The organism is Streptomyces sp. NPDC101181, from assembly GCF_044767975.1.
Classification (GTDB): Bacteria; Actinomycetota; Actinomycetes; order Streptomycetales; family Streptomycetaceae; genus Streptomyces.
Window position 1 is genome coordinate 177,721 of the sequence record NZ_JBIWOX010000011.1, and the last position, 15,564, is coordinate 193,284.

General features: G+C 73.4%; 10 protein-coding genes. 6 read left to right on the plus strand and 4 right to left on the minus strand.

From position 1 onward, the window contains the following. Positions 1-321 precede the first annotated feature (321 nt). The 3 genes from ACIRRU_RS18450 (at position 322) to ACIRRU_RS18460 (ending at position 3,167) form a co-directional block, all read left to right on the plus strand. Entirely contained in the window at positions 322-984 is a 663-nt protein-coding gene (locus ACIRRU_RS18450; RefSeq protein ID WP_403681563.1) for a winged helix-turn-helix domain-containing protein, read from the plus strand. Between the two features lie 261 nt (positions 985-1,245). Next, the gene (locus ACIRRU_RS18455) at positions 1,246-2,535 is read left to right on the plus strand and encodes a sensor histidine kinase (RefSeq protein ID WP_403681566.1); all 1,290 of its coding nucleotides are present in this window, start codon (positions 1,246-1,248) and stop codon (positions 2,533-2,535) included. Further along, positions 2,520-3,167 (plus strand): LuxR C-terminal-related transcriptional regulator, encoded by a 648-nt coding sequence (locus ACIRRU_RS18460; protein WP_403681568.1) that lies wholly within the window; start codon positions 2,520-2,522, stop codon positions 3,165-3,167. Before ACIRRU_RS18455 ends, ACIRRU_RS18460 begins: the two co-directional genes overlap by 16 nt. 70 nt (positions 3,168-3,237) lie before the next feature. Here ACIRRU_RS18460 and ACIRRU_RS18465 read toward each other — a convergent pair whose 3' ends face one another. Next, positions 3,238-3,990, minus strand: coding sequence for a class I SAM-dependent methyltransferase (locus ACIRRU_RS18465; protein ID WP_403681571.1), 753 nt, complete (start codon positions 3,988-3,990; stop codon positions 3,238-3,240). Positions 3,991-4,080: 90 nt separating this feature from the next. On the opposite strand from ACIRRU_RS18465, the gene ACIRRU_RS18470 reads away from it, so the two are divergent. From ACIRRU_RS18470 to ACIRRU_RS18480, 3 genes are read left to right on the plus strand one after another with little or no spacing between them, the layout of a single operon-like run. Further along, positions 4,081-4,986: a metal-dependent hydrolase gene (locus ACIRRU_RS18470; protein WP_403681574.1), complete on the plus strand. Its 906-nt coding sequence runs from the start codon at positions 4,081-4,083 to the stop codon at positions 4,984-4,986. 3 nt (positions 4,987-4,989) lie between these two features. Continuing rightward, positions 4,990-6,087, plus strand: coding sequence for a PDR/VanB family oxidoreductase (locus ACIRRU_RS18475; protein ID WP_403681576.1), 1,098 nt, complete (start codon positions 4,990-4,992; stop codon positions 6,085-6,087). Between the two features lie 35 nt (positions 6,088-6,122). Further along, positions 6,123-6,851: a TetR/AcrR family transcriptional regulator gene (locus ACIRRU_RS18480; protein WP_363202614.1), complete on the plus strand. Its 729-nt coding sequence runs from the start codon at positions 6,123-6,125 to the stop codon at positions 6,849-6,851. Between the two features lie 21 nt (positions 6,852-6,872). Here ACIRRU_RS18480 and ACIRRU_RS18485 read toward each other — a convergent pair whose 3' ends face one another. The 3 genes from ACIRRU_RS18485 to pulA form a co-directional block, all read right to left on the minus strand. Further along, positions 6,873-7,577: a DUF2470 domain-containing protein gene (locus ACIRRU_RS18485; RefSeq protein ID WP_403681578.1), complete on the minus strand. Its 705-nt coding sequence runs from the start codon at positions 7,575-7,577 to the stop codon at positions 6,873-6,875. 142 nt (positions 7,578-7,719) lie between these two features. Next, the gene (locus tag ACIRRU_RS18490) at positions 7,720-9,822 is read right to left on the minus strand and encodes an ATP-binding protein (protein ID WP_403681665.1); all 2,103 of its coding nucleotides are present in this window, start codon (positions 9,820-9,822) and stop codon (positions 7,720-7,722) included. 183 nt (positions 9,823-10,005) lie between these two features. After that, positions 10,006-15,324, minus strand: coding sequence for a pullulanase-type alpha-1,6-glucosidase (gene pulA, locus ACIRRU_RS18495; RefSeq protein WP_403681580.1), 5,319 nt, complete (start codon positions 15,322-15,324; stop codon positions 10,006-10,008). Between the last annotated feature and the right edge of the window lie 240 nt (positions 15,325-15,564).

Consider the following 15,564-nt stretch of genomic DNA (forward strand, 5'->3'; position numbering starts at 1 on the left):
AGTTCCGGGGGCGCGTGGAGTTCCGGGGGCGCGTCGAGTGAGGAACGTAACGCGCAGGGTCCGTATCGGAGAGTGAGAGGAGTCTGATGCGCGGCCGTGATCTCTGCTTCAATGGGGCCATGGCCAGCTTCCCGCACATCTCATCAGGTCGCAGCGACCTTGAGCCGTTCTGGCCCTCCCGTCAGCACCATGACTTCGACCGGGTGTGTTGCCGCGCGTGGAACGCGCAGGCCCACTAACGCCGCTCACCCCGGCCTTCGGTCCGCGCGCACGACGCACGTCCGTCCCTGACGACTCCTCGCGCGAAAGAGCTGACCCCTCATGGCGAACACCCGTACTCTCTCCGCCGCGTCCGCCGCCACCGCGGCGTCCCCGGCTCCCGCTGCGGCCACCCCCTCCGCCCGCTCCCTCTCCTCCCACCCGAACCGGCACCGGCTGCGCGCCGTCGACCGGGACGAGGTGCCCCGGCCCGCCGACGTGGCGGGTTTCCTGCCGCCCGGGGCCACCTGGCTGCCCGCACCGCCGCACACCCTGCCGACGCTGCCCGGCCAGCCGCCGATGATCGGCTACCTGGTGCTCGTCCCGGCCGACCAGCAGCCCGCGATCGCGGCGCTCGCCGCGGACCGGGCCCGTCCGGGCCACGCGACCCCGTCGCCGTACCCGGCGCACTCCGCGCCGGACCCCGCCGGGGAGGCGGTGGCCGCCGGTCCGGTCCGGATCGACGCGACCCGGCGTACGGCGTCGGTGGACGGGGTCACGCTCGATCTGACGTACCTGGAGTTCGAGCTGCTGGCCCACCTGGTGGCGCACCCGCACCGGGTGCACACCCGCGATCACCTGGTGACGACGGTGTGGGGCTACGGGCACGTGGGCGACGGGCGCACCGTCGACGTCCATGTCGCCCGGCTGCGCCGCAAGCTGGGCGCGGAGTACCGGCGCTCGATCCAGACGGTGCGGCGCGTCGGGTACAAGTACACGCCCTGACCGGAGGGTTTCCCCGGCGTACGTCCGGCGGCCCCGGACCGCGGTTTTCTGCCGCGGTCCGGGGCCGTCCCCGTCCCGGGGGTGGGGCGGGCCGGGGCCGCGGGGGTGGTGCTGGCCACACCCTCCGTCGGGTGGTGGACCGGCTGATGTCGCGGGGTCGTCCCGGGTGAGACTTGCGGCAGACCGGGGACCGCCCCGGTCGGCCGGTGAGCGTCTTTCGTCCCGATGGGCAGGCGGAGGACCTCGAAGAGGGAGGGACCCATGAGGGTAGCGTTCACGGAGCGGGTCGGATCGTCGATGCTGACGGCGGGGCGCGGGCTGTTGCTGTCGGTGGTGGGCCTGGCGGTCTCCGTCGCGCTGTTCGTTCTCACCGTGGTCTCCCTCTCCTTCATCCTGCTGGGCATCGGGGTGTTCACCACGCCGGTCGTGCTGGAGGCGGTCCGCAAGCACGCCAACCAGCGGCGGCTGTGGGCGGCGACCTGGTCGGACGTGCGGATTCCGGTGCCCTACCGGCCCTTCCCCCGGGACCTGCGGACGGGGGTGACCGGCCAGGTGGAGCGGACCACGCTGCTGCTGAAGGACCCGGCGACCTGGCGGGACCTCCAGTGGCTGCTGGTCGACATGACAGCGGGCCTGGTGCTGGCCGTCCTGCCCGCGGCCCTGATGATCTACCCGGTGGAGGGGCTCGCCCTGGCGGCGGGCCTGTGGCGGGTGTTCCGGGACGACCCGTACTGGTACACGTTCGTGCCGGTCGACAGTCAGCTGACGGGGCTGGCGGCCCTGGCGCTGGGGGTCGTCCTCTTCCACGTGGGGCTGCGGTTCGGCGGGCCGCTGCTGCGGCTGCACTTCGTGCTCGCCCGTACGCTGCTGGCGCCCACCCAGGACCAGGCGATGGAGCGGCGCATCGAGCGGCTGACCGAGACCCGCCACGAGGCGGTGGACACCGCCGCGTCGGAGCTGCGCCGGATCGAGCGGGACCTGCACGACGGGGCGCAGGCCCGGCTGGTCGCGATGGGCATGAACCTGGGGACGATCGAGGCGCTGATCGAGAAGGACCCGGCGCGGGCGAAGAAGCTGCTGGCGACGGCCCGGGAGTCCTCTGCGGAGGCCCTGACCGAACTGCGTGACCTGGTCCGCGGCATCCACCCGCCGGTCCTCGCCGAACGGGGCCTGGGCGACGCGGTGAAGGCACTGGCCCTGCGGCTGCCGGTCGCCACCGAGGTGACCGTGGAGTTGCCGGGGCGGGCCGAGGCGCCGGTGGAGTCGGCAGCGTACTTCGCGGTGAGCGAGGCCCTGACGAACGCGGCGAAGCACGCGGCGGCCGAGCGGATCTACGTGGACCTGCACCACGCGGAGGGGATGCTGCGGATCTCCGTGACGGACGACGGCAGGGGCGGCGCGGCCATCGGCGGGGGGTCGGGGCCGCACTCGGGGTCGGGGCTGCGCGGCATCGAACGGCGACTGGGTACATTCGACGGCGTCCTGGCCGTCAGCAGCCCCGCGGGCGGTCCCACCATGGTGACCATGGAGATTCCTTGCGCGTTGTCCTAGCCGAAGACCTCTTCCTGCTGCGCGACGGGCTGGTGCGCATGCTGGAGGCGTACGACTTCGAGATCGCCGCCGCCGTGGAGACCGGACCCGAACTGACCAAGGCGCTGGCCGAGCTGGAGCCGGACGTCGCCGTCGTCGATGTCCGGCTCCCGCCGTCCCACACCGACGAGGGCCTCCAGTGCGCCCTCGCCGCCCGCCGGGCCCGCCCGGGGCTCCCGGTGCTGGTGCTCTCGCAGCACGTGGAGCAGTTGTACGCACGGGAGTTGCTGGCGGACGGCCACGGGGGCATCGGCTACCTGCTGAAGGACCGGGTCTTCGACGCGGACCAGTTCGTGGACGCGGTGCGCCGGGTCGCGGCGGGCGGCACGGCGATGGATCCGCAGGTCATCTCCCAGCTCCTGTCGCGCCGTTCGCAGGACAAGCCGATGGGGCATCTCACCCCGCGCGAGCGGGAGGTGATGGAGCTGATGGCCCAGGGGCGCTCGAACACCGCGATCGCCACGCAGATGGTGATCACGGAGCGGGCGGTCGCCAAGCACACGTCGAACATCTTCGGCAAGCTCGGCCTGCCTCCCTCGGACGACGACAACCGCCGGGTGCTGGCGGTACTGGCCTATCTGGACCACGGGTGAGCGCACCCCGGCGGCCGGCTCCACCGCACCCGGCCAGGAGCGCCGTCCCGGCCCGCGCCCGGAGCGGGGCTCAGGGGTGCGCTACGGCGAGACTCACCACGTACGCCTCCTCCACCTGGCCGTCCGGGAACAGGTCGCCCAGCAGGGCCCGTTCGCGGTCGAGGCAGCCCCGGACCGCGGCCGGGTCGCCGACCAGGAAGTCGGAGTGGGTGGCCAGGTTGGCGATGTGGCGCTCCAGGGGTACGCGGCGGCTCCACGCGACCTGCCGGGTGCGGAAGCCGAGCCCGTCGGGCAGCACGTCCCGGTAGCGGGCCCGGACGTCGGGTGCGGCGGGTGTCCGCGCTCCGAGGAAGCGGCGCAGCCGGTGTTCCTGCTCTTGGAGCCAGGGCACCGACGGGTCGCCGTCGTTCCACCACAGGGCGAGTGCCCCGCCGGGACGCAGTACCCGCCGCGCCTCGGGGACCGCGCGGGCGTGGTCGGTCCAGTGCCAGGACTGGGCGTAGGTGATCAGGTCCATCGAACCGGTGCGCAGCGGCAGGCTGTTGCCGTCGCCCCGGACCACCGGGACACCGGGCAGGCTCCGGCGGAACTGCTCCGCCATCCCGTCGCCCGGCTCCACCGCGGTGACCCGGGCCCCGCGCTCCCGCAGCCGTGCCGTGCCGAGCCCCGTCCCGGCCCCGACGTCCGCGACCCGGGCTCCGGCGAGCGGCGCTCCGGACAGTTCCTCCAGGGCTTCGAACAGGGCGGGCGGGTAGGAGGGGCGGTTCGCGTCGTAGGCGGCGGCCACCGCGTCGAAGGACCGCGCCCGAACTGGTTTCGTCATACAGCCGATCATCGCGCGATGCCCGTGGCCCCGCCGGGAATTGCGTGCACGCCTCTGGTCCCCCGACGTACCCGTCAGTACATTGACAGCATGTCTAACACGCAGCCAGGGGCGGTCGCGTCGGAGCGGACGCCCCTCAAGGCCCGCAAGGTGTCCTTCGCCTGGGAGAAGACCCCCCTGCACTGGGTGCCGGGCGACCCGTTCACCACGCACACCATCAACGTGCTGCATCTGCTGCTCCCGGCCGGGGAACGCTGGTTCGTCCACGTCTACCGGCAGATCCTCCCCCACCTCCACGACGAACAACTCCGCGAGGACGTCATCGGGTTCATCGGGCAGGAGGCCGTCCACTCGCAGGCGCACGACGATGTGCTGCCGCACCTGCGGGAGTTGGGCCTCGACCCGACCCCGTACACCGCGCAGGTCGACTGGTTCTTCGAGAAGCTGCTCGGTGACCGGACGCTGCCGCCGGGGCGGGCGTCGAGGTGGTGGCTGATGGAGCGCGTGGCGACGATCGCGGCGATCGAGCACTACACCGCATTCCTCGGCGACTGGGTGCTGAGCGCACAGGCGCTGGACCGCAAGGGCGCCGACCCGGTCATGCTGGACCTGCTCCGCTGGCACGGCGCGGAGGAGGTGGAGCACCGGTCGGTGGCCTTCGACGTCTTCACGCACGTCGACGGCGGTTACGCCCGCCGGGTGCGGACCTGGGCCGCGGCCTTCTCCGCGCTGGTCTTCCTCTGGCAGCGCGGCACCCGCTTCTTCATGGAGAACGACCCGACCCTGCGGGACGGCAGGGCCTCGTTCAGGGCGTTCCACGCCAGCGGCAGGCAGGGCACGCTGCCCACCACGGGAGCGATCCTGCGGTCCGTGCCGAGCTATCTCAGCCGCTCCTACCACCCCTCGCGGGAGTTCAGCACGGCCCAGGCCGTGGACTACCTGGCCCATTCGCCCGCTGCCCTCGCCGCCGAGGCCGCCACCGCGAAGGGGGTCTGACCCGTGACCGCGCCCCGGCCGTTCACGGTCGCACTCGTCACCGGTGCCGCCGTGCTCACCCGGCGCGCCCTGAAGCGCCGGATCGCCCGCTCCCCGCTGTGGCCGATGCCCGCCCTGCCCGAGCCGGTGTCCGGGCACTCCCGGCGGCGCGCGACGACGGTCCGCCGCCTGCTGGTCACCGGGCGCACCGAGATCGCCGAGGGCGTCGTCCAGCTCCGGCTCGAAGGGGCGGGGCTGCCGCGCTGGCAGCCGGGCGCGCATCTGGACCTGGTGCTGCCGTCCGGGCTGGTCCGGCAGTACTCGCTGTGCGGCGACCCCGCGGACACCGGTGCGTACACGGTGGCGGCCCGGCTGGTGACGGACGGCCGGGGTGGTTCGCGCGAGGTGCACGAACAGCTCCGGGAGGGGCTGGAGGTCAAGGTCCGCGGGCCGCGCAACCGGTTCCCGCTGACCGAGGCCCCCGGTTACGTCTTCGTCGTCGGCGGCATCGGCATCACCCCGGTCCTGCCGATGCTGCGGTCACTGGCCGCGTCGGGGGCCCACTGGCGGCTGCTGTACGGGGGGCGGTCGCGGGTCTCGATGCCGTTCCTGGCAGAGGTCGAGAAGCTGGGTGCGGACGGGGACCGGGTCACGGTCGTCCCGCAGGACGAGGCGGGTCACCCGGATGTGGCGGCCGCCCTGACCGGCCTCGCCCCGGGCACCGCGGTGTACTGCTGCGGGCCCGAGCCCCTGACGGCCGCCGTCACCGCCGCGCTTCCCGAGGGCTGCGTCCTCCACCTGGAGCGGTTCTCGGCGGCGGGCGGCGCGACGGGCTCCGGTGCCGACTCCGGTGCCGGTTCGGGGGCGTTCGAGGTGGAGCTGCGGCGCACCGGACGCACCGTGCCGGTCGCGGCCGGGCAGTCGGTGCTGGCCGCGGTCCGCGCGGAGCTGCCCCATGTCGCGTACTCCTGCGAGCAGGGCTTCTGCGGAACCTGCCAACAGCGCGTCCTGGCGGGCGAGGTCGACCACCGCGACACGTTGCTGACGGACGACGAGCGGGGCGACGCGATGCTGATCTGTGTCTCGCGCTGCCGGAGCCGACGCCTCGTCCTGGACCTCTAGGACCTGTCGGCGGGCGCCCCCGATAGGCTGTCGGCATGACGACCGGGGTGCGGCGCAGGATGGGCGTCGACGAGCGCAGACAGCAACTGATCGGCGTCGCGCTGGACTTGTTCAGCCGCCGCTCGCCGGAGGATGTGTCGATCGACGAGATCGCCGCCGCCGCGGGGATCTCGCGACCGCTCGTCTACCACTACTTCCCCGGGAAGCAGAGCCTGTACGAGGCGGCGTTGAGCCGGGCCGCCGACGAGTTGGCGGCCCGCTTCCTGGAACCTCTCGAAGGGCCCCTGGGGGCACGGCTGCTGCGGGTGATGGGGCGGTTCTTCGACTTCGTCGACGAGCACGGCCCGGGGTTCTCGGCGCTGATGCGCGGCGGGCCCGCGGTCGGCTCCTCGGCGGCGAACGCGATGATCGACGGGGTGCGGCAGGCCGCGTACGAGCAGATCATCACGCACCTCGGAGTGAGCGAACCGCCCGCCCGGCTGGAGCTGGTGGTCCGTTCCTGGGTTTCGCTCGCCGAGTCGACGGCCCTGATCTGGCTGGACGGGCGGCGCGTGCCGCGCGAGGAGCTGGAGACGCAGCTGGTGCACGACTTCGCCGCGCTGGCCGCCGTCAGCGCCGCGTACGACGAGGAGATGGCGGGGATCGTGCTGCGGGTGCTGTCCCGGGAGCCGGCGGACGGCCCGTTCGGCGAGCTGCTGGCCCGGCTCTCCGCACTCGCCCCGGCCGTGCCGACGGTCCCGGCCCAGCGGCTGCCGGAGCGGTAGCGGCCCGGCAGGGCGGCGGGCTCAGGCAGGCAGCCCGTTGCGGTGGGAGACGCGGCGGGCGGCGGCCAGCAGGGCGTGGATCTGCGGGCCCGCCTGGTCGATCTCGGTGACGGGGCGGGGGAACGGCAGCCGCACGTCCTGGTGGGCGCCCGGGTACTCCAGACGCAGGGTCAGCCCGAAGCGGTCCATCGCCAGCGGCACGGCCCGGGTCATGCCGCGCTCCGGGCGCGGGCGGATCAGGCGCAGCAGCAGCGGGACGAGCTCGGCGTGGTCGTCCACCAGGTGGGTGAGCATCCCCGCCTCGCACGCGGCGATCGGGTCGGTCTCAGCGTCCTCCAGCTCCTCCAGGGTGACGAAGGCGCGCCCCTCGCCGTCCTCCAGCACGGCCTGCCCGAACTCCATGCAGGTGGACTGCTCGGTGTCGGTGCTGTACGGGGCGGCCAGCAGCCCGGTGACCGTGACCCGGGCGCGCAGCCGGTCGCGTACGGGGGTGGGCGCGATGTCGGTGAACTCCAGCCGGGCCGGGACCCGTTCGGCGGACGGCGCGTGGCCGCCGTCGTTCGGGGCGTGCAGGTGGATGTGGCCCATCGCGCCCGTGCCGTCCAGCCGGCGGACCTCGGTGTGCAGACCGTCGCTGACCACCGTCATGGAGTGGGCGACGGTCAGGATCGACCGGACGCGCTCGGCGCGGGTCGGCTGCGTGGCGCGGGAGCTGAAGGGACGCATCCGGGTTCTCCAGGGACAGTCAGCGGCACCCAAGCGGCTACTTAGGCATGCCTAACCTTACCTGCATGCTCGGGGGGCCGGTAGTCCGGGAACACGGACGCCGTCCGCGACAGGCCGGAGCTGACGGGCCAGAGCCGACGGCTCAGAGCTGGAGTCCGGTGCGCAGGGCGTCGGCGAGACCGACCTCCGCGTTGTCCGACTGACCGCGCTCGAAGGCGCGCTGATAGGCCTCGTCACCCACGGCCGCCCGCGCCTGGAGCTCGCACCGCTCGCGGACCGGGCCCAGCTCGGGCGTGCCGCGCTGGGGGTGGCCGACCATCCGCCAGTACGCGTGCCCAGTGCCGTAGACCCGGGCCGCTCGGGCACCGGCGCCCTGGGCGGCGATCGCGGCGGCCAGCAGGTCCAGACCCAGCGCGATGCCGAAGCTGTCCCGCAGCAGGTGCTTGCCCGCGAGCATCGCGCGGGCGTGCGTGGCGGAGGTTTCGGGGTCGTCCCGGAGCAGGGCGATCAGCGAGAGCTGGTAGTCCGCGTAGGAGCGGGTCCAGAACTCGCCGCCGCGCTCGCAGGCCCGGCGCAGCGCGGTGGCGGCCGCCTCGGACTCGGCCAGCCTGCCGAGGGCGGTGAGCGCGAAGACGGTGACGAGGCGGCAGCGCAGCCGGTGCGCGGAGTCGGCGGGCACCCGGTCGGTCATCCGCAGGACGCGTTCGGCGCTCTCCAACGCGGCGGCGGGCTCCCCGGTCATCAGCTGGGTGATGCCGGAGAGGTAGGTGGCGCCGAGCATGCCCTCGTCGTCCCGGTCGTACAGGGCGATCGCCGTGCACAGGGCGCCGTACTTCTCGGCGGTCGCGAAGTCGCCCTGGAGCAGCGCCGCGACGCCGAACACCCACTGCAACCGGGTCCGGTGGGGGCCGTCGACCGGGGCGGCGTCCAGGGCCCGCCGGGCGTAGCCGCGCGCCTCGGAGAGGTGCCCGCAGCAGGCCCAGAAGAAGCCGACCCGGCCCGCCATCTCCTGGGCCGCCTCGACGTCGTGGGCGAGCAGGTGGTCCAGGGCGGCGCACAGGTCGAGATGGGCGTCGGACACCCGGTGGTACCAGGAGACCTGGTCCTGACCGGTCCAGCCGTCGTGGGCGCGGCGGGCCAGGTCCAGGAAGCTGGCGGCGTGCCGGTCGGCCGCCGCCTTCTCCTCGCCCAGTTCGACGAGCCACATCCCGCCGTACTCGCGCAGGGTGTCGAGCATCCGGTAGCGGTCGCCGTCGCGCTGGACGACGGACTGGGCGACGAGGCCCTGGAGCGCCCGGTCCACCGCGTCCGGGGTGAGCGGGCCCGCCGCGCAGACCTCGCGGGCCGTCTCCGCGTCGAAGTCGGTGCGCAGCGGGGTGAGGCGGGCCCACAGCAGGCGTTCGACCGGGGAGCACAGCTCGTGGGACCAGCCGATGGCGGTGCGCAGGGTGCGGTGGCGGCGGGGCCAAACCGAGGCGTCGGCGAGCAGGTCGAGCCGGGCCGCGCCGGCGGCGGGGGCGTCCTCGGGACCGCCGCCTGGACCGGCCGTCTCGAAGCGGCTGCCGATCCGGGCGGCGAGCTGGGCGACGCTGTGGCGGCCGATGCCCGCGGCGGCCAGTTCGATGGCGAGCGGGATGCCTTCGAGGCGGCGGCAGATCTCGACGGCGGCGGCCTCGTCCCCGGGGGCGTCGAGACCGGCGCCGGGGTCGGCGGCGCGCAGCCGGTCGGCGAAGAGCTGGAGCGCGTCGGAGGCGCCGTCGACCGGGAGCGGCGGCACCTCGACGGCGTACTCGCCCCGGGTGCCGAGCGGTTGCCTGCTGGTGACCAGGACGGTCAGCGCGGGCGAGGTGGTGAGGAGCTCCCCCAGCAGGTGCGAGCAGGGGCCCCGGAGGTGTTCGGCGGAGTCCAGGACCAGCAGGAGGCGTTTGTCGCTGAGCCATTCGCAGAGCGCGTCGACGGGCATCCGCAGGGTGTGGTCGGCGAGCCCGACGGCGTCGGAGACGGTGGGGAGCAGGAGGGCGTCGTCGTACAGCGGGGAGAGGTCCGCCCACCAGGCGCCGTCCGGGTAGTGACCGGCGGCGGCGCGGGCGGCGCGCAGCGCGAGCCGGGTCTTGCCGACGCCGCCGGGGCCGATCAGGGTGGTCATCCGCCGGGTGGTCAACGCGGTGTGCAGCCGGGCCAGTTCGGGCCGCCTCCCGACGAAGCTGGTCGTCTCGTCGGGCAGGTATCCCACCTTGGTCATCATCACCGTCCGCACGCTGGGGCAGGGGGCGCCGGTGAGTGGTGCGGCCGTCCCGGGCGGACCTCCTGCCGCGCACCGGGGCAGGCCTCGCTCAGCCCGAGGAGTGAGCGAGGCCGGCCCGGGTGGACCGGGACGGCGCCGCGGCTTCTTCACCGACGCCTGCCGTCACCGTAGTGCCGCCGGAGGTCAGCGCAGAGTGAAGACGGCCACCGTGCGTCCCGGGACGGCGAAAGTGGCCGATTTCGCGTCGTATCTGGCTCGTTTGACCGTAGAGTCCGCGCCGTCGGCCTGGACCGGGTGCAGGGCGTACGTCTTCCCGGCGGGTGCGGCAAGCCGCTGGGACGCGGAGTCCGGTCCCGCGTTGAGGACGACGACCAGCCCGCCCAGGCGCATGGTGATCACGCCGGGGGTCTCGTCCGTGCCGGAGAGCGGGAAGGACAGAGCCGAGCGCACCTGCTCGGTGGTGCGCAGCGAGAACTCCTTCTCGGTGGCGCGGATGGTGAGCAGGTCGCGGTAGGCGGCGGACGCCCCGCCGATCTCGGCGCAGCCGGGCGCGATCGTCCCGGCGGCGGCCAGCAGCGGCTTCGCGTACGGCCACTTGTCCTGGTTGTCGGCGGCGGGCGGCAGGCCCCGGCCGAAGCCGTTGCCGTCGCGGCAGTCCCAGTGCAGGGCGTTGAACCAGTCGCCGCTGTCGTAGGAGTTGCGGTCCAGGGACTTGGAGCGCAGCAGGTCGGTGCCCGCCTGGGAGAGCGAGGGCCCCTGGGAGAGGACGGAGACGCCCATCGCGACCACCTGGGCCCTGGCCCGTTCGGCGGCCGTGGTGCCCGCCGGGAGCTTGAAGGCGAGGGCGTCGAAGAGCGTCTCGTTGTCGTGGGCGTCGGAGTAGGCCAGCGCGTCGCCGGGGGCGGCCGCGTATCCGGCGGGCGCCCCGTTGTAGTCGACGTCCGCGCCCCGGACCGTGCGCCCGGTGGTGTCGGTGAAGGTGTAGTCCGCGAGGCTGCCGGTGAGGCCGACCTTGATCAGGTCCTGGTAGTGCAGCAGCCGGGCCCGCTGCTCGGCGCTGGTGCCGTTGGCGGGCGAGGAGTTGGGGTCGGTGTAGAGGCCCGAGGCGAAGCCCTGGACGCCGGGGTCCTCGTCGAAGGGGCCGCCGCCGCGGACGGCGTCCCGGGCCCGGTCGGAGAAGGTCGCGACGCCGGTGGAGGCCATGTTCTTCTGGGTGGCCTGGACGAAGCGGGCGTCGTCCGCGACCTCGCCGAAGTTCCAGCCCTCCCCGTACAGGATGATCTTCTTCCCGTCGACGCCGTCCTTGGCGAGGGTGAGCCGGTCCAGCGCCTTGCGGACGGCGAGGATGTTCTCCTTGGGGTGGTGGCCCATCAGGTCGAAGCGGAAGCCGTCGACCTTGTACTCCTTCGCCCAGGTGACGACGGAGTCGACGACGAGCTTGCCCATCATGGTGTTCTCGGGCGCGGTGTTGGCGCAGCAGGTGGAGGTGGCGACGGTGCCGTCCGCCAGGAGCCGCTGGTAGTAGCCGGGCACGATCCGGTCGAGGACCGACTTGTCGTCCTGCCCGGAGGCGACGGTGTGGTTGTAGACGACGTCCATGACCGTGCGCAGGCCGGCCTTGTTGAGGCCCTGGACCATCTGCCGGAACTCGACCGTACGCTCGGTGCCGTCCGGGTCGGAGGCGTAGGAGCCCTCGGGGACGGTGTAGTGCAGCGGGTCGTAGCCCCAGTTGAAGCCGTCCTTGGCGGCGGCCCTGCTCACACAGGCCTGCTGCTCCTCGGAGTCGGGGGCCAGGACGTGCAGGTCGCAGGCGGGCCGGGTCTGGTCCTTCTTCCTCTCCGGGATGGTCCCGATGTCGAAGACGGGCAGCAGGTGGACGTAGCTCGTGCCGGAGTCGGCGAGCTTCTTGAGGTGCCGCATGCCCTGCGAGCGGGTGTCGGTGAAGGCCCGGTACTCACCGGGGTGCTTCGCCGTGCGGTCGGTGACCGAGAAGTCCCGGACGTGCAGCTCCTGGATCTGGGCGTCCCGCAGCGGGGTGGCGGCGGGCTTCCGCAGGCCGGACCAGCCGCGCGGCGCGAGCTCCGGGTCGGCGAGGTCCACGACGAGGCTGCGGGCGGAGTCGGCGGTCAGGGCGGTGGAGTAGGGGTCGGTGACCTTGTTGGTGACCAGCTTCTGCACGGTGGGCGCCCAGACGGTCACGGCGTACCGGTAGGGCTTGCCCTGCCAGCTCTTCCTGCCGGTGACCGACCAGACGCCGGTGCGGTCGTCGCGCTTCATCGGGACGCTGCGGCCGTCGAGTTCGAGGGCGACGGTCTGTGCGGTCGGGGCCCACACGGAGAGCGTGGGTGTCGACTTGTTGAAGACGGGGCCGAGTTCGGCGGAGGCGGCCTTCTTCCCGTACAGGTCGTCCAGGATTCCTGCCGTCTGTACGCCGGTGGCGGCGAGCAGGGCGCCGTTGGCGGCGCGCTGGGTGGCGAGGAGCTGGCCGCGCAGGGACTCCCGGACGCGGTCGCGGTCGCGCGGGTCGACGGTGAAGGCCGGATAGTCCTTCAGGTGGGGGAACTTCGCCTTCTGGGCGTCACTCAGCGCGCCCGGGGCGAGCCGCAGCCACTGGCCCTCGCCGGTCAGCGCGCCGTCGGCGACGGAGATGCCGCCCTTCTTCGCGTACACGAGCTGCTGGCTGGTGGCGTCGGTGGTCTTCACCTTCCAGACGACGGTGTTCGCGTCGATCCACTGCGCCTCGGCCTTGGACAGGTCGGGGGCCGCCCCGCCGCCGGTCTGCGGGAGGAGGTAGCCGGGCCTGCCGCCGAGCATCCAGACCTCGTGGCCGTAGGTGGCGAGGTCGAGGGACTGGTCGCCGGGCAGGTCCTTCTCGTCGCCCTTGTGCAGGATGTAGCTGAGGGAGGTCGCCCCGTCCACGAGCGGCACCTCGAAGGTGACCCCGTAGGCGTCCCTCCTCACCGGCGCCAGCGGCTTGGACCAGTCGGTGGGCTCCTCGGCCCCGGTCCAGGTGTGCAGCCCCCAGCCGTCGTAGTCCCCGTCCGGGCGGTGGTAGTTGAGGACGGCCTTCGAGGTGTCCTGCGGCGGGGACGGCGGGGCCTCGGCGCTCTGTCCGTCCCGGCCCTGCTCGATCCACACCTGCCCGGTGACGCCGAGGTCGATGGTGCGCGGCGGGCCGTCCGCCGTGCCGTTCTTCTCGACGGTGTACGGGACGGAGTCGGCGCCCTTCTCCAGGTCGATCCAGGCGAACGCGCCGTAGGCGTCCCGCCCGATGAACTCGGCTGTCCTCTCACCGGACTTCAGCTGCCAGCCGTCGTAGTCCCCGTCGGCGCGCCGGTAGTGGACGACGGCCCGGTCGCGCTCGACGGCGACGGGCTTGCCGGGCGGCGGGGTCCGACCGGCGGTGGTGGCGGCGAGGGCCCCGGCGGTGCGGCCCGTACGGTCCACCACCACGGCCTTGTAGCGCAGCGGCGTTCCGGCCCCGACGCTCGCGTCGAGGTGCTGGGTGACCTGGTACGGGGCGTGGTCCGCGGTGCCGAGGGTCTGCCACGTCCCGTTGCCGACCTGGGCGGCGAAGACGACCCGGTTGAGCTGGCCGCCGTCCACGTCGGCGGCGATCTCGACGGTGCCGGTGGCCCCGGCCTCCGGGGCCTTCAGCGAGAGGGCGGGCCGGGCGGCGGGGGCGCCGACGGTCCGGTCCGCCTTCAGCACGAGGCTGGTCAGGGCGGGCACGGTGACGGTGACCTTCTTGTCCTTGCCGCTGCGGACCGTGCCGGAACCGCCGTACAGCGTACGGAAGTTCATGTCGGCCGACTCGGTGGCGAGCTGAACCGTCCTCGGGCTCGTGCCGTTGTTGGAGGCGACCAGGTACTCGTACGGGCGCCGGGTGTCGATGCGCGAGGCCGCGTACACCGGGCCCTCCGCGAGCCGCTGGATCTGGGTGCCGTCGCGCAGCGCCGGGTGGTCCCGGGTGAGCTGGGAGAGGGCGGCGATCGAGCGGTAGAGCGGGTGCTTCGTGTCGTACGCGTCCGACGCGTGCGTGCGGTCGGTGCCGAGCTGGTCGTCGTCGAGGTAGTCGGTGGTCTTCGAGGCGAAGAGGGTCTGGCGGGAGTCCTTGTCGCCTCCCGCTCCGGTGAAGCCCTGCTCGTCGCCGTAGTAGATCACCGGGTTGCCCCGGCCGAGGAACATCAGCTCGTGGGCGAGGCGGGACCGCTTCAGCAGCTCGGCGTCGCCGGCGTCGGGGTTGTCCTGCTCGAGGAAGGTCCCGATGCGGCCCATGTCGTGGTTGCCGAGGAAGGTGACCTGCTCGTAGGCGTTGGCCTTGTCGGTGGTGTAGCGGTAGTCCTGGCCGTACACCGAGGCGAGCCTGTCGGCGGACGCGCCCTGGGAGGCGAACTGCCGGGCGGCTTCCTGGAAGGGGAAGTCCAGCGTGGCGTCCAGGCGGCCCCGGGTGACGTAGGGGGAGGTGATCGCCGGGTCGGCGGAGTAGACCTCGCCGAACAGGAAGAAGTCGTCGCGGCCGCGCCGCGCCGCGTAGGCGTCGAGCGCGGTGGCCCACTGGGTCCAGAAGTCCAGGTCGACGTGTTTGACGGTGTCGACCCGGAAGCCGTCGATGCCGAAGTCGCGGACCCACGTCTCGTAGATCTTCTCCATGCCCTTCACGACCTCGGGACGCTCGGTCCACAGATCGTCGAGCCCGGAGAAGTCGCCGTACTCGTTGGACTCACCGGCCCACGTCGAGTCGCCCCGGTTGTGGTACATCGTCGGGTCGTTGAGCCAGGACGGGACCTTCTTCTGCGCGCCGGGCGCCTGCACCGGGGTGTAGGGGAAGGAGTTCCGGTCCACCTTCCGCATGCCCGCGCGGTCGTCGAAGGGGCGGCCGTCCTCGTCGAGGTAGGGGAAGGCGCCCTTGGGCTTGTAGCCGTAGGCCTTCTCGGCGTAGTCGACGGTGTCGGCGGTGTGGTTGGTGATGACGTCGAAGAAGACCTTCATGCCCTTGGCGTGGGCCTTGTCGATCAGCTTCTCCAGGTCGGCGTTGGTGCCGAAGTGCGGGTCGACCTGGGTGAAGTCGGTGATCCAGTAGCCGTGGTAGCCCGCCGAGGCGTCCTTGCCGGTGCCCTGGACGGGCCGGTTCTTGAAGATCGGGGCGAGCCAGATCGCGGTGGTGCCGAGGCCCTTGATGTAGTCGAGTTTCCGGGCGAGGCCCTTGAGGTCGCCGCCCTGGTAGAACCCCTTGTCGGTGGGGTCGAAGCCGTGGTCCAGCCGCGAACCGGTCAGCCCGCCGCGGTCGTTGGCGGTGTCGCCGTTGGCGAACCGGTCGGGCAGCACGAAGTAGAACTGCTCCCGGGTGAGGTCGTGCCGGGGCGCCTCACGGGCGAGCTCGGCGTCCGAGGGCGGGGCCGGCGGCCGGGGCGACGCGGTGGCGGTGGCCGCGGGGACGACGGGCAGCAGCGCCGCGCACAGTACGGCGATCACCCCTCGTCCGAGGGTGGTTGGGGACACGGGAGGGCGCTCCTCGGCTGGGACGGCGGGAGGGGGGGGTGGACCGCGGGGGGGGGGGGGGGGCCCCCCCCCCCCGGGGTGGGGGGGGGGGGGCCGCGCCCCCCCGCGGGGGGGGGCCCGGCCATTCCCGCGGGGGGGGGGGGGGGGGGGGGGGGGGGGGGGCCGCGGGGGGGGGGGGGGGGGGGGGGGGGGGGGGCCCGGGGGGCGGGGGGGGCCCCCCCCGCCCCGCGGGTTTCGGCA

Excerpts from the sequence above, each read along its gene's own strand:
- ACIRRU_RS18470 (WP_403681574.1), top strand. The coding sequence starts at position 4,081 with ATGTCTAACACGCAGCCAGGGGCGGTCGCGTCGGAGCGGACGCCCCTC.
- ACIRRU_RS18450 (WP_403681563.1), top strand. The coding sequence starts at position 322 with ATGGCGAACACCCGTACTCTCTCCGCCGCGTCCGCCGCCACCGCGGCG.
- ACIRRU_RS18480 (WP_363202614.1), top strand. The coding sequence starts at position 6,123 with ATGACGACCGGGGTGCGGCGCAGGATGGGCGTCGACGAGCGCAGACAG.
- ACIRRU_RS18455 (WP_403681566.1), top strand. The coding sequence starts at position 1,246 with ATGAGGGTAGCGTTCACGGAGCGGGTCGGATCGTCGATGCTGACGGCG.
- ACIRRU_RS18490 (WP_403681665.1), bottom strand. The coding sequence starts at position 9,822 with ATGATGACCAAGGTGGGATACCTGCCCGACGAGACGACCAGCTTCGTC.
- ACIRRU_RS18485 (WP_403681578.1), bottom strand. The coding sequence starts at position 7,577 with ATGCGTCCCTTCAGCTCCCGCGCCACGCAGCCGACCCGCGCCGAGCGC.
- ACIRRU_RS18465 (WP_403681571.1), bottom strand. The coding sequence starts at position 3,990 with ATGACGAAACCAGTTCGGGCGCGGTCCTTCGACGCGGTGGCCGCCGCC.